This is a genomic window from Streptomyces sp. NPDC006487, assembly GCF_042870555.1.
Classification (GTDB): domain Bacteria; phylum Actinomycetota; class Actinomycetes; order Streptomycetales; family Streptomycetaceae; genus Streptomyces.
This window is the reverse complement of sequence record NZ_JBIAHN010000001.1, coordinates 349,193-372,439: the sequence shown is the minus strand read 5'-3', so window position 1 is coordinate 372,439 and position 23,247 is coordinate 349,193. Positions and strand designations below refer to the sequence as shown.

General features: G+C 72.0%; 20 protein-coding genes. 15 read left to right on the top strand and 5 right to left on the bottom strand.

The window, feature by feature from the left end; translation table 11 throughout:
* Positions 1–8: 8 nt before the first annotated feature.
* Both ACFYM0_RS01665 and ACFYM0_RS01660 read left to right on the top strand, forming a co-directional pair.
* Positions 9–854, top strand: coding sequence for an STM4011 family radical SAM protein (locus ACFYM0_RS01665; RefSeq protein WP_388495510.1), 846 nt, complete (start codon positions 9–11; stop codon positions 852–854).
* A 285-nt stretch (positions 855–1,139) separates the two neighbouring features.
* The gene (locus ACFYM0_RS01660; RefSeq protein ID WP_388495508.1) at positions 1,140–2,570 is read left to right on the top strand and encodes an APC family permease; all 1,431 of its coding nucleotides are present in this window, start codon (positions 1,140–1,142) and stop codon (positions 2,568–2,570) included.
* A gap of 83 nt (positions 2,571–2,653) precedes the next feature.
* Here ACFYM0_RS01660 and ACFYM0_RS01655 read toward each other — a convergent pair whose 3' ends face one another.
* Positions 2,654–3,712 (bottom strand): NAD(P)-dependent alcohol dehydrogenase, encoded by a 1,059-nt coding sequence (locus ACFYM0_RS01655; RefSeq protein ID WP_388495506.1) that lies wholly within the window; start codon positions 3,710–3,712, stop codon positions 2,654–2,656.
* 109 nt (positions 3,713–3,821) lie between these two features.
* Between ACFYM0_RS01655 and ACFYM0_RS01650 the strand changes: the two genes are divergently transcribed.
* The 6 genes from ACFYM0_RS01650 (at position 3,822) to ACFYM0_RS01625 (ending at position 9,940) form a co-directional block, all read left to right on the top strand.
* Complete coding sequence (locus ACFYM0_RS01650; protein ID WP_388495505.1) at positions 3,822–4,676, top strand: helix-turn-helix domain-containing protein; 855 nt, start codon at positions 3,822–3,824, stop codon at positions 4,674–4,676.
* Positions 4,677–5,019: 343 nt separating this feature from the next.
* Entirely contained in the window at positions 5,020–5,556 is a 537-nt protein-coding gene (locus tag ACFYM0_RS01645; RefSeq protein ID WP_388495504.1) for a rhodanese-like domain-containing protein, read from the top strand.
* 459 nt (positions 5,557–6,015) lie between these two features.
* Entirely contained in the window at positions 6,016–7,131 is a 1,116-nt protein-coding gene (locus ACFYM0_RS01640; RefSeq protein WP_388495503.1) for an LLM class flavin-dependent oxidoreductase, read from the top strand.
* Entirely contained in the window at positions 7,128–8,003 is an 876-nt protein-coding gene (locus tag ACFYM0_RS01635) for an ABC transporter permease (RefSeq protein WP_388495501.1), read from the top strand. The genes ACFYM0_RS01640 and ACFYM0_RS01635 overlap by 4 nt, the downstream gene beginning before the upstream one ends.
* 67 nt (positions 8,004–8,070) lie before the next feature.
* The gene (locus ACFYM0_RS01630) at positions 8,071–9,114 is read left to right on the top strand and encodes an ABC transporter substrate-binding protein (protein ID WP_388495500.1); all 1,044 of its coding nucleotides are present in this window, start codon (positions 8,071–8,073) and stop codon (positions 9,112–9,114) included.
* Entirely contained in the window at positions 9,101–9,940 is an 840-nt protein-coding gene (locus ACFYM0_RS01625) for an ABC transporter ATP-binding protein (protein WP_388495498.1), read from the top strand. The genes ACFYM0_RS01630 and ACFYM0_RS01625 overlap by 14 nt, the downstream gene beginning before the upstream one ends.
* A 10-nt stretch (positions 9,941–9,950) precedes the next feature.
* Here ACFYM0_RS01625 and ACFYM0_RS01620 read toward each other — a convergent pair whose 3' ends face one another.
* Entirely contained in the window at positions 9,951–11,765 is a 1,815-nt protein-coding gene (locus ACFYM0_RS01620; protein WP_388495497.1) for a glycoside hydrolase family 15 protein, read from the bottom strand.
* A gap of 76 nt (positions 11,766–11,841) precedes the next feature.
* Positions 11,842–12,429 (bottom strand): DoxX family protein, encoded by a 588-nt coding sequence (locus tag ACFYM0_RS01615; RefSeq protein WP_388495496.1) that lies wholly within the window; start codon positions 12,427–12,429, stop codon positions 11,842–11,844.
* A 123-nt stretch (positions 12,430–12,552) separates the two neighbouring features.
* Here ACFYM0_RS01615 and ACFYM0_RS01610 point away from each other — a divergent pair, with 123 nt between their 5' ends.
* Both ACFYM0_RS01610 and ACFYM0_RS01605 read left to right on the top strand, forming a co-directional pair.
* Complete coding sequence (locus tag ACFYM0_RS01610; RefSeq protein ID WP_388495495.1) at positions 12,553–13,020, top strand: MarR family winged helix-turn-helix transcriptional regulator; 468 nt, start codon at positions 12,553–12,555, stop codon at positions 13,018–13,020.
* Entirely contained in the window at positions 13,020–13,316 is a 297-nt protein-coding gene (locus tag ACFYM0_RS01605) for a YkvA family protein (protein WP_388495494.1), read from the top strand. The genes ACFYM0_RS01610 and ACFYM0_RS01605 overlap by 1 nt, the downstream gene beginning before the upstream one ends.
* 40 nt (positions 13,317–13,356) lie before the next feature.
* Here ACFYM0_RS01605 and ACFYM0_RS01600 read toward each other — a convergent pair whose 3' ends face one another.
* Positions 13,357–13,983, bottom strand: a complete 627-nt coding sequence (locus ACFYM0_RS01600) for an alpha-ketoglutarate-dependent dioxygenase AlkB (protein ID WP_388495492.1) — start codon at positions 13,981–13,983, stop codon at positions 13,357–13,359.
* A gap of 240 nt (positions 13,984–14,223) precedes the next feature.
* On the opposite strand from ACFYM0_RS01600, the gene ACFYM0_RS01595 reads away from it, so the two are divergent.
* The 5 genes from ACFYM0_RS01595 to ACFYM0_RS01575 all read left to right on the top strand — a co-directional run bounded on the left by ACFYM0_RS01595 (position 14,224) and on the right by ACFYM0_RS01575 (position 20,053).
* Positions 14,224–14,556: a hypothetical protein gene (locus ACFYM0_RS01595; RefSeq protein WP_388495490.1), complete on the top strand. Its 333-nt coding sequence runs from the start codon at positions 14,224–14,226 to the stop codon at positions 14,554–14,556.
* Between the two features lie 5 nt (positions 14,557–14,561).
* Positions 14,562–17,147: a plasma-membrane proton-efflux P-type ATPase gene (locus ACFYM0_RS01590; RefSeq protein ID WP_388495488.1), complete on the top strand. Its 2,586-nt coding sequence runs from the start codon at positions 14,562–14,564 to the stop codon at positions 17,145–17,147.
* 146 nt (positions 17,148–17,293) lie between these two features.
* Positions 17,294–18,562 carry a sensor histidine kinase gene (locus ACFYM0_RS01585; protein ID WP_388495487.1) on the top strand — a complete coding sequence of 423 codons (1,269 nt, stop codon included), beginning with the start codon at positions 17,294–17,296 and terminating at the stop codon, positions 18,560–18,562.
* Positions 18,559–19,230: a response regulator gene (locus ACFYM0_RS01580; RefSeq protein WP_388495485.1), complete on the top strand. Its 672-nt coding sequence runs from the start codon at positions 18,559–18,561 to the stop codon at positions 19,228–19,230. Before ACFYM0_RS01585 ends, ACFYM0_RS01580 begins: the two co-directional genes overlap by 4 nt.
* A 79-nt stretch (positions 19,231–19,309) precedes the next feature.
* The gene (locus tag ACFYM0_RS01575) at positions 19,310–20,053 is read left to right on the top strand and encodes a class I SAM-dependent DNA methyltransferase (protein WP_388495483.1); all 744 of its coding nucleotides are present in this window, start codon (positions 19,310–19,312) and stop codon (positions 20,051–20,053) included.
* A gap of 88 nt (positions 20,054–20,141) precedes the next feature.
* Here the strand turns inward: ACFYM0_RS01575 and ACFYM0_RS01570 are convergent, their stop codons facing one another.
* Positions 20,142–23,165: a carbohydrate binding domain-containing protein gene (locus tag ACFYM0_RS01570; protein ID WP_388495482.1), complete on the bottom strand. Its 3,024-nt coding sequence runs from the start codon at positions 23,163–23,165 to the stop codon at positions 20,142–20,144.
* Positions 23,166–23,247: the final 82 nt, after the last annotated feature.

The window sequence follows — 23,247 nt, the reverse complement described above, 5'->3', positions numbered from 1 at the left end:
GGCCGCCGATGGACCTGACCGTGCTCTACCGGGGCCCGCTGTCCTCCTGCGACTACGACTGCCCCTACTGCCCGTTCGCCAAGCGGCGGGACAGCCGGGAGCTGCTGACCGCCGACCGGGCCGCCCTGGAACGGTTCACCGGCTGGGCCGCCGGGAACACCGGCGACCGGCTGTCCGTCCTGTTCACCCCGTGGGGCGAGGGCCTGGTCCGCTCCTGGTACCGGCGCGCCCTGGTGGAGCTGTCGCACCTGCCGCACGTGCGCCGGGTCGCGATCCAGACCAACCTGAGCGGCCGCACCGGCTGGACCGCCGGGGCCGACCGGGACACGCTCGCGCTGTGGTGCACGTACCACCCGGGGCAGACCCCGTACGACCGTTTCCTGGGCAAGTGCCGGGAACTGGACGCGGCCGGGGTGCGGTTCAGCGTGGGCGTCGTCGGCCTGCCGGAACACCTCGCGGAGGCCCGCCGGCTGCGCGCCGCGCTGCCGCCCGAGGTGTACCTGTGGGTCAACGCGGCCGAGGGGCACGCGTACACCGATCCGGAGGCGGCCGACTGGACCGCCCTGGACCCGCTCTTCCCGTTCAGCCGCCACCCGCACCGCTCGGCGGGCCTGCCGTGCCGCACGGGCGCCTCGGTGATCTCCGTGGACGGCACCGGCACGGTCCGCCGCTGCCACTTCGTCAAGGCGGAGCTGGGCAACCTCTACGACGGCTCCTACCGGGCCGCCCTGCGCCCGCGCGCCTGCCCCCTGGCGGTCTGCGACTGCCACATCGGCTACGTCCATCTGGAGACGCTCCCGCTCTACGACGTCTTCGCGGGCGGCGTCCTGGAGCGGATCCCCGCCCTCCCGTGACACGGGAGGGCGGCGGGTGGGCAAAGCGGAGGGAAATTTACCCGCGGTCACATGCGGTTATCGCACACGGTGATCGCGCAGCGTTGACACGGCGTTCATGACGCACAGGGCGGCCGGCCGGCCGACGGACGACGAAATCCGCAGGTGAACAGGTCTTGACCTGCGGATCTCGCGGAGATTCCATTCGGCCCGGGAGCCACCGAACCAGACGTGCCCACCACCGCCCCGGAGGCGATACCGCTCCCGCGCTCACTCACCGCATCTGCCGATCGGAACACCGCACCGATGTCTGACACGATCAGCGCCCCTCAGGCCCTCTCCCCCGCCACCGGTCCCGTGCCCCAGAAGCTCAAGCGTTCCATCGGCGTCGTCGGCGGAACCCTGCTCACCCTCTCGTGCGTGACGCCGGCCTCGACCCTCTTCGTCGTGGTCCCGGACCTCTTCTCCAGCCTCGGCACCTGGACCGCGCTCACCATCGCCATCGGCTCCCTGCTCTGCATCGGGGTCGCGTTCTGCTATTCGGAGCTGGGCACCCTCATCCCCAGCGCCGGCGGCGAGTACGCGATGGTGTCCACCCTGTCCGGCCGGCTCGCCGGCTGGCTGGTCTTCGTCCTGTCCCTGCTGGTCGTGATGATCGTGCCGCCCGTGATCGCCATGGGCACCGCCGACTACCTCGCCCCCCTCGTCGATGTGCCGGCCCCGGCCGCCGGCGCCGCCGTGATGCTGCTCGCCACCCTCGCCGGTCTCCTCGACCTGCGGGCCAACGCCTGGATCACCGGCATCTTCCTCGTCCTGGAGGTCGTGGCCGCCGGGCTCGTCGCCGTACTCGGCTTCGCCCACAGCGAGCGGGGCGCGGGCGCCCTCGTGCACGGCACCGTGGCGGCGGAGGGCGGCGGTACCTCCACGGTCACCGCGATGATGGTGGTCTCCGGGCTCGCCATCGCCCTCTTCGTCACCCAGGGCTTCTCGACGGCCGTCTACCTCTCGGAGGAGCTGGAGAACCCGCGCCGCAACGTCCCGCGGACCGTGCTGGCCACCCTCGCCATCTCCGCCGCCGTCATCCTGGTCCCCGTCATCGCCATCACCCTGGGCGCCCCGGACCTGGAGGCGCTGACCTCCGGCGACCTCGGCACCATGGTGACCGCCTGGTCCAACTCGGCCGTCGGCACCTTCGTCAGCCTGTGCGTGGCCCTCGCCATCGTCAACGCGGGCATCGTCATGGTCATCCAGAACTCCCGGGTGCTGTTCGCCTCCGCCCGCGACAAGGCCTGGCCCGCGCCCGTCAACTCCGCGCTCTCGCGGCTCGGCCGGTTCGGCTCCCCCTGGGTGGCCACCCTGCTCGTCGGCATCCCCGGCGCGGCGATGTGCTTCGTCAACCTGGACACCCTCTACGGGGTCACCGGAGTCTCGGTGACCGGCATGTACCTGCTGGTCGCCGTGGCCGCGCTGGCCAGCCGCCGCGGGGCGCACCGCGAGACGGCCGCCTGGCGGATGCCGCTGTGGCCCGCCGTCCCGGTCGTGCTGATCCTGGTGTTCGCGTACATCCTCACCCAGCAGGAGACCCGGTACCTGCTGTGGACCGGCGGGATCACCGCCGTCGCCACCCTGTACTGGGCGCTGTACCTGCGCCCGCGCAAGGACAGCCGCTGGCTGGTCAGCATCCCGGTGGACGAGGACAACCCGGCTCCGGCCGCGACTCCTGCCGCCTCCGTGTAGGGTCCGCCGGCAGAGGTGCGGTGCGGGGCCACGGGTTCGCCTCCCGTGGCCCCGCACCTCTTCCCGTACGGCTGGAAACGTGTTCAGGGAGCGACGCGGATGACCACCTTGCCGAAGGGCGCGTCCTCGGCGTAGCCGCGGTAGGCCTCGTGGGCCTCCTCGAAGGGGAGCACCCGGTCGATCACGGGGCGCAGCCCGTGGGCCGTGACCGCCCGGTTCATCGACTCGAACTGCGTCCGGCTGCCGACGAACACGCGCCGGATCGTCGCGAGGCTCGACGCGTACGCGGCGTGCGAGATCTCTATCCCGGACTTCGCGGCACTGGCGGTGATCAGCAGGGCGATCTGCCCGTAGAGCGAACTGGCGCGCACCGACTGCTCGATGGTGTCCGGGCCGCCCGTCTCCACCACCAGGTCGGCGCCACCGTCGGTCAACTCCCTCACTTCGGCTCCCCACTCGGGTGTGCGCACGTAGTTCACGACCGCGTCGGAGCCCAGCACCTTCAGCCGGTCGGCCTTCTCCTCGCTCGACGTGGTCGAGACGACGCGGCATCCCAGCAGTTTCGCGAACTGCACCGCGAAGAGGGCGACCGGACCGGTGCCGAGGGTCAGCACGCTCTGCCCCGGCAGGGGCGCTCCGCCCTCCCCGCCGGTGAGCGCGTTCCAGGCGGTGACCGCTGCGCACGGCAGGGTCGCGGCCTCCTCCCAGGTCAGGTGGTCCGGGACGCGGACCGCCCACTCCTCGTCGAGCAGGGCGTACTCCGCGAGCATCCCGTCGAGGGTGCAGCCGGGCTGGTCGACCAGGTCCGGGGTGATCCTGCCGTCACGCCAGCGCGGGAAATAGGTGCAGGAGACGCGGTCGCCGACCGCGAACCGGGTCACCGCCTCCCCGACCTCGACCACCACGCCCGCGCCGTCGCTCAGCGGAACCACCCCGGGGGCGGCGGGCAGCGGGTAGCGCTCGCGCAGGATCAGCAGGTCGCGCTTGTTGAGGGAGGCGGCCCGGACGCGGACCACGATCCCGGTCGGTCCGGCCGGCACCGGGCGGGGGCCGCCGTGGTCCCGCAGGACGATGCCTTCGGTCGTGCCGGGCGACTCCAGGTGGTACGCGCGCATGGTGGCCTCCGGCCGGTCGTTCGGCATCCGCCGACATCTGTTTCCGCTGCCGCCGATGCTGCGGCCCCCGGACACGAGCGGCAATTCCCTCCCGGGAATCGATGGCTCCGCCGGGGCGGCGGCTAGAAAGGGGGGCATGACCACCAGTGCTCCCGCCGAACCGACCCCCTTCGCCCGCGAGATGCGCCGTCGCCGGGCACTGAGGCGAATCAGCCAGCTGGAACTGGCCACCCTCGCCGGGACCACGCAGCGCCACCTCAGCTTCATCGAGAGCGGCCGCTCGACCCCGGGGCGGGCGATGGTGGTACGGCTCGCCGAATCCCTCGGGCTGACCCTCAGAGAGCGCAACTCACTTCTCCTCAGTGCCGGTTACGCACCCCTGTACGCCGAATCCGCTTGGGACGCGGAGACCATCGGGCCGGCCGTGGAGGCGTTGCGGTCAATCCTGACCGGGCACCTTCCCTATCCGGCGGTGGTGGCCGGTCCCCGCGGTGAACTCGTCCTGGCGAACGCGGCGTTCGACGTACTGACGGAGGGCGCGGCCGCACACCTGCTCGCTCCGCCCGTGAACGTCCTGAGGCTCGCCCTGCACCCGGAGGGCATGGGGCCGCGCGTGGTGAACCTGGCGGCCTGGGGCCGGCACATCACGGAGAGCCTGCGCACCCGCGCCTCGGCACACCCCGATCCGGGACTGGAGGCGCTGGTGGAGGAGCTGGACGGGTACCTGCCGGCTGCCGCTCCGGACCCGGACCCGGAGGCGGACCCCGACCCGGAGGCGCAGGCGGAGCACCTCGGCTTCGCCGTACCGCTGCGGCTTCGGACCTCCGCGGGAGAGCTCCGGCTGCTGACCACGCTGACCTCGTTCTCGACCGCCGTGGACGTGACCCTGGCCGAGCTTCACCTGGAGGCCTTCCTGCCCGCCGACGCGGCCAGCGCGGAGCTGCTGCGGCGCCGGGAGGATGCCCGGGCGGGGACCGGCCTCCCGCACTGAGTCCCCTACCGCCGTCCCGAATGGTGGAACGGGTGCGTTGCCCGCTCCGCTCCTTCGTCTATGCTCCGCGCCATGGCCGTCACCCAGCGCCTCCTGTCGCGCTCCTGTTGTCCCCGCTGACGCCTGCCTGCCCCGATCCGCCCGCCCCGCCCGCGCCGATGCCCCTTCGCCCCGGCGCGCCCGCGGTCCCGCGATCCCGGCGCCTCCCCCGTACCGTCGCGCGTCCGCAGTTCCGCGTCCGCAATTCCGCATCCCGTTCCGGGGCCGCATTCGCGTTCCGCATCCGCATTCCGCATCCGCGCCCGGCCCGCCGGTCCCCGCCTCCCGAAGGAGCCCGTTCCCCATGAGCAGCAGCCCCGCCCTCCTCGACGTCAGCCAGGCCCACGCCCGTCACGCCGAGTTCCGGATCGTCGACGTCCGCACCCCGGGCGAGTACGCCTCCGGCCACCTCCCCGGCGCGCTGAACATCCCCCTCGACCGGATCGCCCGCTCCCTCCCCGAGCTCCGCCAGGCGGCGGACGACCAGCCGCTCCTGCTGGTGTGCGCCTCGGGCACCCGCTCGCAGAACGCGGTCCGGACCCTGGCAGGGCACGGCATCGCCGCCGCCAGCCTGACCGGCGGCACCGCCTCCTGGTCCGCGCACGGGCACCCGCTCGACTACCCCGCCGAGGGACCCCGCCGGGTCTGGGCCATGGAGCGTCAGGTCCGGCTGACCGCCGGCGCGATCGTCCTCCTCGGCCTGCTCCTCGGCCTGCTGGTGCACCCCGCGTTCCAGCTCCTCAGCGCCGGCATCGCCGGCGGGCTGGTCTTCTCCGCCCTCACCGACACGTGCGCCATGGCCGTGGTCCTCGGCCGACTGCCCTTCAACCGCCGCCGGTAGCCGACCCGATCCCACCCTTGCCCGGAATCCGGGACGATTTGGTCCACGATCCGGACTCCGCTTGTCGATACCGCCCGGACACCGACAGGATGCACTCCATGGCCCCCGTACTCGTATCGCGTCGTCACGTAGATCTGCTGCGCGTGTCGACCATGCTCTGTCGGGCTGCCGCCCTCCGTACGCACGGCTGTTGATCTCACCGGTCCGCCGCATCTGACTCCGTACGGATGAGTCCGCGCCTCTCGGCGCACCCTCCACCGCACTCTTCGCCGTGCTCCTCACCGCGCCGTTCGCGGCGGCCGTAGCCCTGGGCACAGGGCCGATCCCGGCCACGCCTCCGGTCGCGCGGACCCCGCGCTCCTGCCCGCACTTCCACGTACACGTGCCACCAGCGCCCGCTTCCGGCTGTCCGCCGTCCGCGCGGTGGTGCGCGTCACGCTGCTCCGACGAGGTTTCGCCATGCCCGAGAATCCGCTCCTGCTGCACTGGTTCCTGCCCACCGGCGGGGACGGCCGCGACCCCGGCGGGGTCACCGCCGTCCAGGGGCGCAGCCGTACGGCCACCCGCCGTCCCGCAGACGTTCCGTACCTCGCGCAGGTGGCCCGCGCCGCCGAACAGGCCGGATTCCATTCGCTGTTGACCCCGGTGGGGCTGGGCTGCGTCGATCCGTGGATCCTGACGGCCGCGCTCGCACAGCACACCAGCCGGATCGGATTCCTCGTGGCGTTCCGCGCGGGGTTCGCGAGCCCGACGCTGATCGCCCAACAGGCCGACGCATTCCGCCGGTTCGCCGGCGGTCGGCTCGGGCTGAACGTGGTGACGGGCGGCGATCCCGCCGAGCAGCGCGCTTACGGGGACCGGCTGGCGCACGACGAGCGCTACGCCCGCACCGGCGAGGTGATGGCCGTGTTGCGCGACCTCCTGGACGGGAAGTCCGTGGACCACGAAGGCGCCCACCTGCACATCGAGGGGGCCCGGCTCACCGATCCGGAGCTGCGCCACCCCGTGCCGCTGTACTTCGGCGGGGCCTCGGCAGCCGCCGAGGAGGTCGCCGCCCGACAGGCCGACGTACAACTGCTGTGGGGCGAACCGCCGTCGGCCGTCGCGACACGCATCGACCGGCTGCGCGAGCGGGCCCGGTCGGCAGGCCGCACGGTCCGCTTCGGGCTGCGGCTGCACGTCATCAGCCGGGACTCCGCGGCCGAGGCCTGGGCGGAGGCCGGCCGGATCCTCGCCGGGCTGGATCCGGCGGCGGTCCGGGCGAGCCAGGAGCGGTTCGCCTCCATGGACTCCACCGGGCAGGCCCGGATGGCGGCCCTGCACCGCGGGGTCGCCGACGCCGAACGGCTGACGGTGGCGCCGAATCTGTGGGCGGGCATCGGGCTGGTCCGCGAGGGTGCGGGGACGGCCCTGGTCGGCTCGCACGACGAGGTCGCGGCGCGGCTGGCGGAGTACCGGGCCCTGGGTGTCGACGAGTTCGTCCTGTCGGGCTATCCGCACCTCGAAGAGGCCTACCGGGTGGGCGAAGAGGTCGCCCCGCGCCTGCGCGCCCTGACCGGGGCGGTGTCCGCGTGACCGCGCTCGCCTCGGAGGCCGGGCCCCGGCCCGCCTCGCCCGTAGCCCTGCCGGACACCGCCGCAGCGCGGTCCCGCGCCCGGTTCCGGGAGGCGCTGCGCTGGACCGCGCTGCGCCTCCTCGCCCTGGCCGTACTGCTCGCCGCCTGGCAGGCGGCGGTGACGGCCGAGCTGTGGCCGAGGGTGCTGGTGCCCTCGCCCGGGGAGGTGTGGCGGCAGTTCCTGCTGGCTTCCACCACACACGAAGGCATCCGCGGCTACGGCGGCCACCTGCTGGTCGAACACCTCGGGGTGAGCCTGGGCCGCATCGGCACCGGCTCCGCGTACGCCGTGCTGGCCGGGGTGCCCCTGGGACTGCTGATCGGCACCGTCCGGCCGCTCGCGGTGGTGCTGGAGCCGGCCGTGACCTTCCTGCGCACCCTGCCGCCGCTCGCGTACCTCTCGCTGCTCGTCATCTGGTTCGGCATCGACGAGGCCCCGAAGATCTGGCTGCTGGTGATCGCCGCCCTGCCGCCGATCGCCGCGGCGACCGCGGCGGCCGTCCGGACCGTGCCCGACGAACTCGTCGAAGCGGCCAAGGCTCTGGGCTCCGGCCCGACTTCGTTGCTGCTGTCGGTGCGGCTGCCCGCCGCACTTCCCGAGATCCTCACCGGCATCCGGATCGCCGTCGGGGTCGCGTACACCTCCGTCGTGGCGGCGGAGACCATCAACGGCGTCCCCGGCATCGGCGGCATGATCCGCGACGCCCAGCGCTACAACCTGACGGCCCTGGTGATCGCCGGAATCCTCGCCATCGGACTGTCCGGGATCGTGCTCGACGCCCTGCTCCGCGGGATCGAGCGGTTCGCCGTCCCCTGGCGCGGCCGCAGCTGACCACCGGTCCCGGTCGCCCCCTTCCTCACTTCTTTCCCAACCCCCCCCTCACCCCTGGAGTTCAGTCGTGCTCAGAAACGCATCCCGCCGCACCCTGCTGCTGGCCGCCGCCGTCGCCCTGACCGCTTGCGCCACCGCCGCCTGCGGGGCGGGCGGGGACGGTTCGGCGGACGGTCCGGGGCGGACCACCGTACGGATCGCCTACCAGGCGATACCCAATGCCGACCTGATCGTGAAGAACCAGCGGCTGCTGGAGCAGGCCCTGCCCGAAGCCGACGTCAAGTGGGTGAAGTTCGAGTCGGGCGGCGACGTCAACACGGCTGTGATCGCCGGATCGGTGGACCTGGGCCTGGCCGGGTCGAGCCCCGTCACCAAGGGCCTGTCTGCCCCGCTGAACATCCCGTACAAGGTGGTCTGGATCCACGACCTGATCGGCGACAACGAGGCGCTGGTCGCCAAGCAGGGGATCGGCTCGGTCAGGGACCTCGCCGGGAAGAAGGTGGCCACGCCCTTCGGCTCCACCGCCCACTACTCGCTGCTCGCCGCGCTGAAGGCCGCCGGAGTGGACGCGGCGGCCGTGCAGACCATCGACCTCCAGCCGCAGGACGCCCTGGCCGCCTGGAAGCGCGGGGACATCGACGCGGCGTACGTGTGGACGCCGACGCTGAGCGAGCTGACCAAGGACGGGAAGGTGCTCATCACGAGCCGGCAGCTCGCGGAGCAGGGCAAGCCCACCGCCGACCTGGGTGTGGTGACGAACGCGTTCGCGGCCGAGCACCCCGAGGTGGTCACGGCCTGGATCAAGGCCCAGGACCAAGCCGTCGGGCAGGCCCGTACCGCCCCGGACCAGGCCGCGAAGTCCATCGGCGCGGAGCTGGGACTGGCCCCGGAGGAGGCGAAGCGGCAGCTCGCGGAGCTGGTGCTGCTGAGCGCGAAGGAGCAGACGGCCCCCGAGTACCTGGGCACGCCCGGCGCCCCCGGGAAGCTGGCGGCGACCCTGTACGACGCGGCCGTCTTCCTGAAGGAGCAGAAGAAGGTGGACGCCGTTCCGGACGAGGCCGCCTTCGGCCGGGCCCTCGCGGTGGAGGAGCTCGGCCGTGCCGCGAACTGAACCCGCCTTCGGCACCGCCGCCCCCGATGCCGGTGCCTATGCCGGTGCCGGTGCCTCCGATGGAGATCTCGCCGTGGACCTCTCCGGGGTGTCGGTTCGCTACGGACCCGCGAAGCAGCCCGTGACGGTGCTCGACGCGGTGGACCTACGGGTCCGCGCAGGCGAGTTCGTCGTCCTCGTCGGCCCCTCCGGCTGCGGCAAGACCACCCTGCTGCGGGTGATCGCCGGCTTCGCCCGTCCGGCCTCGGGCAGCGCCCTGGTACGGGGCTCCGCCCCGCGCCCGGGGCGGGGTGCGGGGGTGGTGTTCCAGCAGCCGAGGCTGTTCCCGTGGCGCACCGTCGGCGGGAACCTCGGCTTCGCGCTGGCCCGCCACGGCGTGCCGCGGTCCCGGCGGCCGGCCCGGATCGCCGAGTTGCTGGACCGGGTGGGTCTGCCCGGCATGGCCGGCCGCCGCACCTGGGAGCTGTCCGGCGGCCAGCAGCAGCGGGTGGCACTGGCCCGCGCCCTGGCGGCGGAGCCCGAACTGCTGCTGATGGACGAGCCGTTCGCCGCCCTGGACGCGCTGACCCGGGAGCGCCTCCAGGAGGAGGTCCGCTCCCTGGCCGGGCGGCTCGGCACCACGGTGCTCTTCGTGACGCACTCGGTGGAGGAGGCGGTGCTGCTGGGATCCCGCGTCCTGGTGATGGCAGCGGGGCCCGGCCGGGTGGTGGCGGACCTCCCGGTGCCGCTCCCCCGCGATCCGGCCACCGACGTCGCGGGGTTGCGCGCCTCCCCCGAGTTCGCGCGGTTGCGCGGCCGGCTGGCCCGGGCGTTGCGCCCGGACTGACCGGAACCCCTCAGCCCGCCACGACCGCCCGGCTCTCGCCTCCCAGGGTGAGCGCGGTGTTCACCAGGCCGACGTGGCTGAACGCCTGGGGGAAATTGCCGAGTTGGCGCCCGGAGACGGGGTCGTACTCCTCGGCGAGAAGGCCCACGTCGTTGCGTACGGCCAGCAGCCGCTCGAAGAGCTCCCGCGCCTCCTTCTCCCGGCCGGTCAGGTACAGGGCGTCGGTCAGCCAGAACGAGCAGGCGAGGAAGGCTCCTTCGTCGCCGGGCAGGCCGTCCACCGAGAGCCCCTCGGTGCTGTAGCGGCGGACCAGGCCGCTGCGGCCCAGTTCCTCGCGCACCGCGTCGACGGTGCCGATGACGCGGGGGTCGTCGGGCGGCAGGAAGCCGACGCGCGGGATGAGGAGGGTGGCGGCGTCCAGTTCGCGGGAGCCGTAGTACTGGGTGAAGGTGCGCCGCTCCGCGTCGTAGGCGTTCTCGCAGACGTCGCGGTGCACCGCCTCCCTCATCGCGCGCCAGCGTTGCACGTCGCCGGGGAGCCTGGGGTTGAGTTCGAGGGTGCGCACGGCCCGGTCGGCGGCGACCCAGGCCATGACCTTGGAGTGCGTGAAGTGGCGGCGCGGGCCGCGCACTTCCCACAGGCCCTCGTCGGGGCGGTGCCAGTTCTGCTCCAGGAAGTCGAGGAGCGCGAGCTGGATCCTCCAGGAGTGCCACTCGGCGGGGAGTCCGGCGGAGCGGGCCACGTAGAGGGAGTCGAGGACCTCTCCGTAGACGTCCAGCTGGAGCTGGTCGACGGCCGCGTTGCCGACGCGGACGGGCGCGGAGGCCGCGTACCCCTTCAGCCAGGGCAACTCGCTCTCCGGGATGCGCCGCTCGCCGCCGATCCCGTACATGATCTGCAGGTCGGCCGGGTCGCCCGCGATGGCCCGCAGCAGCCACTCCCGCCAGGCGCGGGCTTCGTCGAGGTACCCGGTGGCCACCAGCGACCCGAGGGTGAGGGTGGAGTCGCGCAGCCAGCAGTAGCGGTAGTCCCAGTTGCGGACGCCGCCGAGCTCCTCCGGCAGGGAGGTGGTCGCGGCGGCGGCGATTCCGCCGGTCGGGGCATAGGTGAGGGCCTTGAGGGTGATCAGGGAGCGGACCACCGCGTCCCGGTAGGGGCCTTCGTAGGTGCACCGGCCGGTCCATTCCCGCCAGTCGGCGAGGCTCTGTTCCAGGGCGGCGTACGGGTCCAGGGGCTCGGGGCGCGGTTCGTGCGAGGGGTGCCAGGTGAGCACGAAGGCGACGCGCTCGCCGACGGCGACGGTGAACTCGGAGCGGGTGCTCATGCCCTCGCCCCACGTGTGCACGGAAGGTTCGCTGCGCAGCCATGCGGCGTCGGGCCCGGCGACGGCGACACGGTCGCCCTCGCGGTTGCCGCCGCGCCGGACCCAGGGCACGACGTGCCCGTAGTCGAAGCGCAGGCGCAGGGTGCTGCTCACGGTCGATTCGCCCGTGAGGCCTTCGACGATCCGCATCAGGTCGGGCGCGGTGTCGCGCTGCGGCATGAAGTCGATGACCTTGAACGAGGCGCCGTCCTCGGTTTCCCAGAAGGATTCCAGGACGAGCGTGCCGTCGACGTAGGCGCGGCGGGCGCAGCGCGCGGAGTCGGGGGCGGCGGCCGGGGCGATGCGCCAGTGGCCGTTCTCCTCGTCACCGAGGAGGGCGGCGAAACAGGCGGCCGAGTCGAAGCGCGGCAGGCACAGCCAGTCGATGGACCCGTCGCGGCCGACCAGCCCACTGGTCATCAGGTCGCCGATGAGTGCGTAGTCTTCGATGGGTTGTGTCATTTAGGGCACTTTCCCCCGAATGCCTGCACTCAATCAGCCCGTACGGGTCCCCGCGCGGGGCCGCCCCCGGTGCGGCTCAGTTCCGTACGAGGAGCAGCACGCCCGCGGTCACGACGCCGAGGGCGACCGCGAGGGCGCCGTGGGCGAGCCGGTGGCCGCGCAGGACGGGCAGGAAGCGGTCGGCGGCGTACCGGCCGGGGCCGGTGAGCGCGAGGGCGGCGGCGCCGGCGGTGAGCAGGAGCTCGTACTCGATGCCCTGCGGGGCGAAGAAGGAGCCGGCGCCGTGCACGGCGATCGCGTTGATCATGGTGCCGACCAGAGCGGCGCCCGCCAGCGGGGTGAGCAGTCCGAGGGCGAGGCCGATTCCGCCGAGGGTCTCGGTCAGGCCGGCGAGGACGGCCATGGCGTCACCCGCCGGGTAGCCGCTGGCGGTGAAGAACTGCCCGGTGCCGCTGATGCCGCCGCCGCCGAACCAGCCGAAGAGCTTCTGGGTGCCGTGGCCGGCCATGGTCAGGCCGAGGACCACGCGCAGGAGCAGCAGGCCGACGTCGTGGGCGGGGGTGGAGAGGGCCGGGGCGCCCGAGGGGCGCGTGCGGGGCGCGGCCGGTTCACCGGACCGCGGCTTGGGCGTGGTGACGGAGGAGCTGGTCGTGGGACTGCTCATGAGGGGGGTTCCTTCCGGTCGGGCGGCCCGGGGGCTTGTTGTTCAAATTCGAACGACTACCTCCGACCCTAGCCCCGCATCCGCCGCTGATTCAAATTGGAACGCCACGTGTAGCCTGGATCCATGGCTGAGACGAAATGGCTGGACGACCGCGAGATGCGGGCCTGGGAGGGATTCCTGGCCGCTTCCGCCCTGGTCAACCGCCGCCTCGATCAGCAGCTCAAGGACGATTCCGGACTCTCCCACCCGCAGTACGAGATCCTCGTACGGCTCGCCAGGGCGCCCGGGGGTGAACTGCGCATGACCGAGCTCGCCAACGGGCTCGTCAACTCCAAGAGCGGCCTGACCTACCAGGTCACCCAGATGGAGAAGGCGGGCCTCGTCCGCCGCCGCACCTGCCCCTCCGACGTGCGGGGGATATACGCCGTCCTCACCGAGACGGGCCGCGCCCGGCTGACGGAGGCCGCGCCGGGGCACGTGACCACGGTCCGGGAGGTCCTGGTGGACGTCCTCACCCCCGAACAGCTCGACGCACTCGCGGACGGGCTCGGCGAGGTCAGCCGCCGGCTCCGCGTTCAAGGCGCCGCCTGATGGACACGACGACCGTCTGGATCGTCGTGGCGGCGGTGGTGGCGGCCGGCCTGGCGGTCACCGCGGCCGTGCTCCTCGTACGGGTCTTCGCGGCCCGCAGGCTGCTCCGCGACGCGGGGATCCCCCTGCGCGACAAGGCCCTGTTCTGGGCCGCCGTGGCGTACACGATCTCTCCGGTGGACCTGATCCCGGACCCGGTCTACCTGGACGACATCGGCATCCTGCTCCTCGCCCTGCGCTCCCTCCACGCGGCGGCCTCGGCAGCCCGCCCGCCGAAGGAACTCGACGCGGCGTAGGGCCTGTCGTCCGCCGAATTCCGACCCGACACCCGACGGCTCAGCGGACCCCGCGCGGGCGGAACTGGACGCTGATCCGGGGGCCCACCGGGCGGGCCGTTTTGGGGACGGCGTGTTCCATCGTGCGCTGGCAGGAGCCGCCCATCACCACCAGGTCGCCGTGCCCCAGCGGGAGACGGAGCAGGGTGGGGCCGCCATCGCGAGGGCGCAGGGCCAGGTCACGGGGGTCGCCCACCGAGACGATCGCGACCATCGTGTCCTCGGTGGCGGAACGGCCGGTGCGGTCTCCGTGCCAGGCGACGCTGTCGCGGCCGTCGCGGTAGAGGCACAGGCCCGCCGTGACGAAGGGTTCGCCCAGTTCAGGGGCGTAGTGGCGGCTCAGCGTGGTGCGGGCCTCGACCAGGGCGGGGTGCGGCAGCGGGTCGGCCTCGCCGTAGTGGGCCAGCAGGCGCGGGACCGCCACCTCCCGCTCGTACATCTGCCGCCGCTCGGCATGCCAGGGGACGTCGGCCGCGAGCCGTTCGAACAGCGCGTCGGCCCCCGTGAGCCAGCCCGGCAAGTGGTCCACCCAGGCACCGGCGCCCAGCTCCGTGCGACGGGCGCCCGCGAGCGGGCCGAGCCGGATCTCGTCGCCCTGGTCGAAGAGCGAGCCCTGGAGTGCGTGCATGCATCCAGGGTAACGCTCAATTCGAACATGTGCGCGAGTTGGGCTGACTCGCTGACTTCCGCTTACGAAATGGCCCGAGAGGGCGGGGCTCAGGCCCCGAAACAAGGGCCGTTCACCGCCCCCACAAGGCATTCGACGGCCGTTTCCTGGAAGAGGTCGGAGCGAGAGACCGGGCACCGATCCCGTGGCACCGCAGCAACTGCGGACGGGAAGTCCACCACCGGTCATGAGGAACACGCGATGAGCGCAATCGACGAATTCACCTCCCACACCGTTCCCGAGGTCCTCCACGAGTCCTACGCCTTCAGCTGCCTCGACTGCGGCTTCGGCTGGGAGAAGCAGTACGACGTCCAGCACTACATCGACGGCACCGGCGTCCAGCGCACGCTCTGCACGGTGGACGGCGACCGGGTCCCCTCCCCGCTGACCCGCTCCGAATGCGCCGCGTGCGGCAGCCACGTCCTGCGCATCCTGCGGGCCGGCACGGTCTCGCACGCGCACATGGCCATGACCAGCGGAGCCCGCCCGATGGAGATCCCCTCCTTCCTCTCCCTCCTGCACGGAGGCAAGTGACCGCCATGAGTACCGACACCGTCCCCACCGTCCCGGCCACACCCGCGGCCCTCACCCCTGCGTCCGGAGCCGCCGCCGGAGCCGGAGCCGCTGCCGGAGCCGCTGCCGGAGCGGCCGGCGGTCCGGCCACCGGACCGGCCGATCCCGCAACCCCGGAGGAACCCGAGGATTTCGAGCCCCCGGCCTCATGGCCGGACGGGCTCACGACCGCCGAGGCACACCGCCTCCTGCGGGAGCACGGTCCGAACGAAATCGCCGAGGAACACAAGAACCCCCTGCGGGAGTTCCTCGGCTACTTCTGGGCCCCCATCCCCTGGATGATCGAGACCGCACTGATCCTCTCCATCGCCGTCCGGCACTGGGTCGACGTGGCCATCATCGGCGTCCTGCTCGTCGTCAACGGCGTGGTCGCCTTCATGGAGGAGCACGAGGCCGCCAACGCCATCGCCGCCCTCAAGCAGCGCCTCGCCACCGAGGCCCGCGTCCTGCGCGACGGGGTCTGGCGCACGGAGGCCGTCCGCGAACTGGTTCCGGGCGACATCGTCCGGGTCCGGCTCGGGGACGTCGTCCCCGCCGACGTGCGGGCCCTCGGCGCCGGCACCCTCGAAATCGACCAGGCCGCCCTCACGGGCGAGTCCCTGCCCGTCGAGCGCGGCCGCGGCGAGACCCTCTACTCCGGATCGGTCATCGTCCGCGGTGAGACCGACGCCGTCGTCGAGGGCACCGGCGCGAACAGCTTCTTCGGAAGGACCACCGCCCTCGTCGGCGAGGCCGGCACGGTCAGCCACCTCCAGCAGGCCGTCCTGAAGATCGGCAACTACCTGATCCTGCTGGCCGTCGCCCTGGTCACCCTCACCATCATCGTCTCCGTGGCCCGCGGGAACCCGGTGCTCTCCGTCCTGGAGTTCGCGCTCGTCGTCGTCATCGCCTCCGTACCCGTGGCCCTGCCCGCCGTCATGTCCGTGACGCTCGCCGTCGGCGCCCGCAACCTCGCCAAGCGCGGAGCGGTCGTCTCGAACCTGCCCGCCGTCGAAGAACTGGGCAGCATCGACATCCTGTGCTCCGACAAGACCGGCACCCTCACCGAGAACCGCCTCGCGATCCTGGACCCCTGGGTCCCGGACGGCGTCGACCAGGACGACCTCCTCGGCTCCGCCGCACTGGCCTCCCGCACCGAGAACGGCGACCCCATCGACCGGATCGTCATCTCCACCGCCGCCGACCGGCTGACCGACTCCGACACCGGCTGGGCGCACGGCCTGCCGGTCACCGACTTCGTCCCCTTCGACCCGGTCACCAAGCGCACCGAAGCCACCGTCGGCTTCGGCCCCGGTCCCGGCCCGGCGCCGGGCTCGTACCACGTGAGCAAGGGCGCCCCACAGGTCATCGCCCGGCTCTGCGACGGGGACCCGGCCGCCGCGCACGTCGCCGCCATCGCCGACTCCTTCGCCGCCCGCGGCTTCCGCTCCCTGGGCGTGGCCCGTACCGACGAGTCGGGCGCATGGCGCCTGCTCGGCATCCTGCCGCTGGCCGATCCGCCGCGCGGGGACACCGCGGACACCGTGGCCGCGGCGAACGAGCTGGGCGTCTCGGTGAAGATGGTCACCGGCGACCAGGTCGCCATCAGCCGGGAGCTGGCCCGTCAGATCGGGATGGGCGACAACATCCTGAACACCCACGCGCTGGACGACGGCCGGCCGGAGGCGGAGCTCGCCGAACTCGTCGAGATATCGGACGGCTTCGCGCAGGTCTTCCCCGAGCACAAGTACCGCATCGTCAAGATGCTCCAGGAGCGCGGCCACATCGTCGGCATGACCGGCGACGGGGTCAACGACGCCCCGGCGCTCAAGCAGGCCGACGCCGGCATCGCCGTGGCCGACGCCACGGACGCCGCGCGGGCCGCCGCCGACGTGGTGCTGCTGACCCCCGGCCTGTCGGTCATCTCCCACGCGATCAGCCAGGCCCGGGAGATCATCCAGCGGATGGTCAACTACGCCACCTACCGCATCACGGAGACCATCCGGGTACTGGGCCTGATCACCCTGACGATCGTCGCGTACGACTTCTTCCCGGTCACCGCGATGATGATCGTCCTGCTCGCCCTGCTGAACGACGGTGCGATCCTGACGATCGCCTACGACAAGGTCCGCGGCTCGCACAGGCCCGTGACCTGGGACATGCGCAGCGTCCTGACCGTGGCCACCGTGCTGGGAGCGGTCGGCATCGCCGAAACCTTCCTGCTCTTCGTCCTCGGCCGCGAGGTCTTCCACCTGAGCGACGGCCTGATCCACTCCCTCGTCTACCTGAGCCTGTCGGTCTCCGGGCAGCTGACCATCTTCGTGACCCGTACCCGCGGCCGGTTCTGGACCTCCCCCGCCCCGGCCAAGCCCTTGGTCATCGCGGTGACCGTCGCCCAGACCATCGCCACCCTCGTCACCGTGTTCGGCGTCGGAATGACCCCGCTCGGCTGGGGCTGGGCGGCCGCCGTCTGGGGCTACGCGATCTGCTGCTTCCTCCTGGAGGACCAGCTCAAGCTCGCCGCCCACTGGTTCCTGGACCGTCGCCCCGGCGTCCGGTCCGTCACCCACTGACACGTCCGCCGCCTCGTGCGCGTCCTGCCCGGACCGGTTCCGGACGGGACGCGCACCGTGTCGCACGCCGGGCCGGGCTCCCTGCCGATGGCAGGGTGCTCGTACACGATGCAACCGCGTATCAGCAGGTGAGGAGGGAAGGGACCGTGAGGTGGAACGCGCTCGTCCGTGCGGCAACGCACCGCCTGGCCCCCGTCACCCGGGGGCCTGCCTCTTGGGGGTCTGCCTCTTGGGAGCCCGTCGCCTGGGACCGGGTCGCCGCCGCGACGTGCCTGCTGATCACCGTCCCCTTCGAGGTCTACGCAGAGGTCGCGCACCAGTCCTGGGCCAGCCACCCCGTGCTGCGCTGGCTGGGGATCCTCGTTTCCTGCGCCGCACTGCTGTGGCGCAGGACCCGCTTCCCGCTCGCCGCCCTCGTGGTTCTGGCCGCGACCGCACTCAGTGCGAAGTTCATCGCCCTCTTCTTCCTCGCCTACGCCGCCGGCCGCCACCAACGCACTGCCTACGCCTATGGGTTCGGGGTGGCCGCCACCGCCGAGCTCATCACGCTCAACGCACTGGGATCCGGCCCGCCCCTGGTCCACGAGAACTCCCCCTCCAGCCTCGCCCTGCTGGCTTCCACCGTGGCCCTGACGAGCGTGGTGGGCGCGACCCGGAGCAGGCACTTGGCGGAGCGGGCCCATCTCCAGGAGGTGGCCCGGGAGCGGGCGGCCGAGGCCGTCAATGCCGAACGGCGCAGGCTCGTAAGGGAGTTCCACGATCTGCTCGGCCATGACGTGGCACTGCTGAACATCCTGGTCGAATCGCTGCGGAGCTCCGTGGGCGGCCGCGATCCGGCGGCCGACGGGCTCCTCGACGCGGCCCAGCGGCAGTGTGCGGCGGCCTCGGACCATCTGCGGGGCATGACGGCCGTGCTCCGGCTGCGCGAGCTGGACACGAAGGCTCCGGACGGCACCGGGCTCGACTCCCTGAGCCGCTCGCTCGACAGCGTCCGCGCGGCCGGTGTCGACGTACGGCTCGCGGACGGGTTCGCCGAAGGGTTCGGCCGGCTCCCCGCGGTCCACCGGGAGGCCGCCCGCCGGGTGGTGACCGAGGGACTGACCAACATCCTGCGGTACGCACCCGGTTCGGCGGTGCGGCTGGCGCTGCGGGCCGACCGGGCCGGCTGGACGCTCGACGTCCGCAACGGGCCGGCGGGCACGCCCGTACGGTCGGTCGCGCCGGGCACCGGTCTCGGCCAGGCCGGGCTCCGCGGCCGGCTGGAGTCGCTGGGCGGCGGGCTCGAAGCCGGGCCGGTCACCGGCCCCACCGACGCCGACGCCGGTGCGGACACCGGTGCCGACGAGGCCGTCCGGGGCGGCGGTTATCTGCTGCGCGCCCACGCCCCCCACCCACCCGAAGGAGCAGAGCAGTGATCCGTATCGTGATCACAGATGACGAGGACGTCATCCGCGCGGGACTGAGGACCATCCTCGCCGTCCCGGACGAGATCGAGGTCGTGGGCGAGGCGGGCACGGGCTCCGAGGCCCTGCGGGTCGTCACGGAACTCTGCCCCGACGTCGTCGTGCTGGACCTGGCCATGCCCGGCGGCCCGGACGGTGCCGAGACCGCCCGGCTGCTGCGCGAGGAGCACCCGGGCCTCGGCATCCTCATCCTGACGACCATCGCGGACGAGGAACAGGTGGCCAGGGTCTGGCGGGCCGGAGCCGACGGCTACCTGCTGAAGACCGCCTCGGGTGCGGAGATGCGCGAGGCCGTGCACAGCGCGGCCGGACACCGCGCCGTGCTCAGCCCCGACGTGATCTCCACCGTCATGAGCCGGTTCGCCACCCACCACCATCCGGCGCCGACGCCCGAGGTCATGGCGCGCGTCCACAGCCTCTCCCAAGGCGAACTGCGCTGCGTGGTCGCGCTGGCCGACGGACTCGGCAACCGGGAGATCGCCGAGCGGCTCGGCCTCGCGGAGGGGACCGTCAAGACCCATCTCTCCCGCGCCCTCCACAAGTCGGGCCTCGCCAACCGGACGCAGCTCGCCCTCCTCGCCAACGACCAGCGCGCGCTCCTGACCGGCCTCCTGCGCTGACGGGCCGCCTGCGCCGACCGGTCACCCGGCCGTCAAATGCGTCGACAGCACCCCTCGGCACCCGGCAAAGTGGCCGCCTGTGACGAGCAGTGAGCTGTGGACCCGTGCGACCGCCGAGCGCTACGACGCCGAGGAGACCGAGAGATCCTCGGCCGCCGTTCTCGGACCGACGCTCGCCTTCCTCGCCGAGCTCGCCGGAGACGGCCGGGCACTGGAGTTCGCCATCGGGACCGGACGCGTGGGCGTCCCGCTCCGGGAACGCGGCGTGCCGGTCGTGGGCATCGAACTGTCCGAGCACATGGCGGCGGTGCTGCGGCACAAGATCGACGAGGAAGCGCTCCCGGTGGTCATCGGGGACATGGCCACCACCGTCGTTCCCGGCGCGTTCACCCTGGTCTATCTCGTCTACAACACGATCACGAACCTGCTCACGCAGGACGAGCAGGTCGAGTGCTTCCGCAACGCCGCACGCCATCTGGAGCCCGGCGGCCGATTCGTCATCGAGCTGGGCGTGCCGCCGCTGCGGTTCCTGCCGCCGGGCCAGGTCGCGGTGCCGTTCGACGTCTCCGAGCAGCACCTCGGCTTCGACACCTTCGACCTCGTCGAGCAGATTCTCGTCTCGCACCACTTCACCCACGACCCTGACGACGACGGCCGCTACCGCCGCGACAGCTCCCGGCACCGCTACGCCTGGCCGGCAGAGCTCGACCTGATGGCACGGCTCGCCGGGCTCGAGAGGGAACGGCGCGTCGCGGACTGGGACGGGGCGCCGTTCACCCAGGACTCCGCGAAGCACATCTCCGTGTGGCGCAAGCCGGCCTGAGGCCGGCCGCCGGGCGCCCGAGGTGGGAACTCCCTCTCTCCCCCTCTCCCTTTCGGGAGGGAGGGAGAGGCGGGGAGGAGAGGGGAGATCACTTCAGGTAGGGGCCGACGGCTCCCACCTTGCCGGGGGCGGCGTTGCTGCCGCCCAGGTCGAGCACGTAGACCCGCAAGTTGCCCTTTCCGGGGGCGGGGACGGACAGGGTGCCGCCGGTGACGGTCTTCACGTCGCCGGTGACCGCATCCTTGTACGTGCCGTTGGGCACGCCCGTGTACGTGGCGGACCCGGTGACGGCCACCAGGGCGAAGCTGTCCACTCCCGTGGCGGTGTCGGTGTAGCGGCGCTTGAAGGCCATGCCTCCCGAGACCCCTTCGGTGGAGTACTGGCCCATCTGGAGCGCGGGCACGGCGCGGCGGATCTCGTTCAGCCGCTGGAGGTGTTTGACCAGCGGGGACTCAAGGGTGGCGGCGACCGGCCCGGTGGCGGTGGCGACCTTCGAGAAGCCGGAGGCGGTGACCGTTCCCGCGATCTTGTCCCCGTAGTAGGCGCGACCTGTGCCGGCCAGCGGGCACGTCGGGCCGCAGTCGATCTGCTTGCCGGCCTGGAACTCGGTCTCCGAGCCGTAGTACAGGGTCGGGATGCCGCGGAAGGTCCACATCAGGGCCATGTTCTCGGCCCAGGCCTCGGTGCCGCCCGCGTAACGGGTGGAGGATTTCCCGGGGCCGAAGTCGTGGCTGTCCACGTAGACGACGTTGTAGGTGGCGTCGTTGTAGCTGTCGTCGGAGTCCTTGCCGTTCTGGAAGGCGTTGTTCGCGTCCCCGAAGTTCATGTGCATGCGCATGTCGATGACGTTCATGCCGGAGAACTTGCTGTGGTCGGGGGCGTGGTAGAGGTTGCCGTTGAGGAAGGCGTTGGTGCTGGTCGGCTGTTTGGCCGGGTCGTTGTCGGTCGTGTACTGCTGGACGGCCGCGGTGGCGTCGTCCGCGCTGTACGCCGCGGATTCCTTCCAGGTGTAGTACTGGGCGGACTGGTTGGCCGAGCCGCGGTTCCACTTGTCGTTGACGAAGGATCCGACCTCGCCGAACACGTAGAAGTCCTGGGCCTTCTGCGCGCCGAACTGCTGGGCCACCCGCTGCTGGATGGCGGGCAGGAAGCGCCGGTTCCAGGTGACGCGGGGGATGTGCACGGTGGTGTCGACGCGGAATCCGTCGACGCCCATGTCGATGTACTTGTCGTAGGCGCCGATGAGGTAGTTCTGGACGGTCGCGTTCTCGGTGTTGAAGTCGGCGAGGTCCTCGTGGATCCAGCAGGAACGGGCGTCCTCACCCTCCCAGTTGCCTATCCAGCACTGGTGGAACAGCGCCTTGGGGAACATGCCCGAGGTCGGGTTCGGCCACTGGCAGTTGTAGATCGTGTAGCCCTCGGCGCTCTTGTACTGCGTGGCGGTGCCCCAGTTGACGCAGGTGTTCCCGGCCGGCTCGGCCGTCGACCACAAGTCCCCGTTGTAGTACGACTTCCCGCTCTTCGGGTCCACGGTGAGTCCGTCGTACTCGAAGCCGCTCTGCTTCTCGTCGTAGTACCAGGACCACTGCGCGTCGCGCACGCCGTAGACGGTGGGGGTGAACAGGCCCTTGGCTCCCCAGCGGGAACTGTGGTTGTAGACCACGTCCTGGTAGATCTTGACGCCCTTTGCGTGGGCGGCGTTGATGAGGTCCTGGTAGGAGGCGCCGGCCGATTCCAGGCGCGGGTCCACCTTGTAGAAGTCGTAGCCGTGATAGCCGTGGTAGTCGTAGTCGGAGCGGTTCAGCACCACCGGGGTGATCCAGATCGCGGAGAAGCCGAGGGCTTTGACGTAGTCCAGCTTCTCGACCAGACCCTTGAAGTCACCTCGGAACATCGGGTCGTTGTTGGCGGCGTTCCCGGACTTCACGTGCTGGCTGCCGCCCCGGTTGTTGGCGCTGTCTCCGTCGTTGAAGCGGGCGGTGAGCACGAAGTAGATCGGGTCCTTGCGCGGGTCGCCGCCCAGCGGCGCCGATCCGGCCGGGGCCGGCGGCCGGGTGCCCGTGGTGGTGACGGCCGCGGCGGAGGAGGCGGAGACGTTCCCGGCGGCGTCCACCGCCTTGACCGTGTAGGTGTAGGCGGTGCGCTCCTCCAGACCGGATTCGGAGAGAACCGTGGAGGTGACGGAAGTGACGACGGTGCCCTTGGTGCCGCCCGAGCGGGTGACCTGGTAGCCGGTGACTCCCCGGTCGTCCGTGGCGGCGTCCCAGGTCACGACGGTGGACACGTCGGTGGCGGCGGCCCGCAGGTTCGCGGGCACGGTCGGCGCGGTGGTGTCGGGGACGACGGCGGCGCACGGGTCGGTGGCGTTCGCGGTGACCGTGGTGTCCTTCACCGTGGACAGGCCGGTGCCGAGGGCGTAGTTCCTGCCGTTGTTGTTGTCCCAGGTGCCGTTGCCGTTGTTGAAGGTGGCGGCGAGTCCGGCGGCTGAACCGAGCGTGACCGTCTTCTTCACCCAGCCCGTGCAGGCCGGGTCCATGCCGGTGCCGGGGACGGTGGTCCAGGAGCCGCCGGTCGGGGCCCAGTGCAGGTTGACGGTCGGCCAGCCGACCGTCGCCGTCGCGTAGTAGACGGTGGCGCTCGCGCCCGTTCCCGTGCCGGAGTCCGCGGCGCAGGGGTCGCTGTGCGCCACGACCCCGTCCTTGACGGTGATGACCCCGGTGCCCAGGGCGTAGTTCTTGCCCCCGTTGTTGTCCCAGGTCCCCTGGCCGTTGTTGAAGGTGGCCTGGAGACCGGCGGCCGCGCCGAGGCTGACGGTCTTCTTCACCCAGTCGGTGCAGGCGGTTTCCATCCCGGTGCCGGGGACGGTCGTCCAGGTACCGCCGTCGGGGGCCCAATGCAGGTTGTAGGCAGCCCAGTTGCGGGTCTTGGTGTAGTAGAAGACCGTCGCCGTGCCGTCGCCGGCCGCCGCCGTCGCGGCGGGGGCGCCGCCGGAGGCGGCCGCTTCGGCGAGAGATGCGCCGGCGGCCGGCAGCACGGCCGCCAGACATCCGGCGACGGCCAGGGCCAGGGCGGTGGACCGCCCTCTGGGATGCGATCGCGTACGTGATCTCAAGGTCTGCTCCTCGAAGCAGGGCCCAACAGCCCCGCGGCTCCGCGGCGTTGAAAACTTGCCGCAAGGTTTTGCGGGGAGGTTA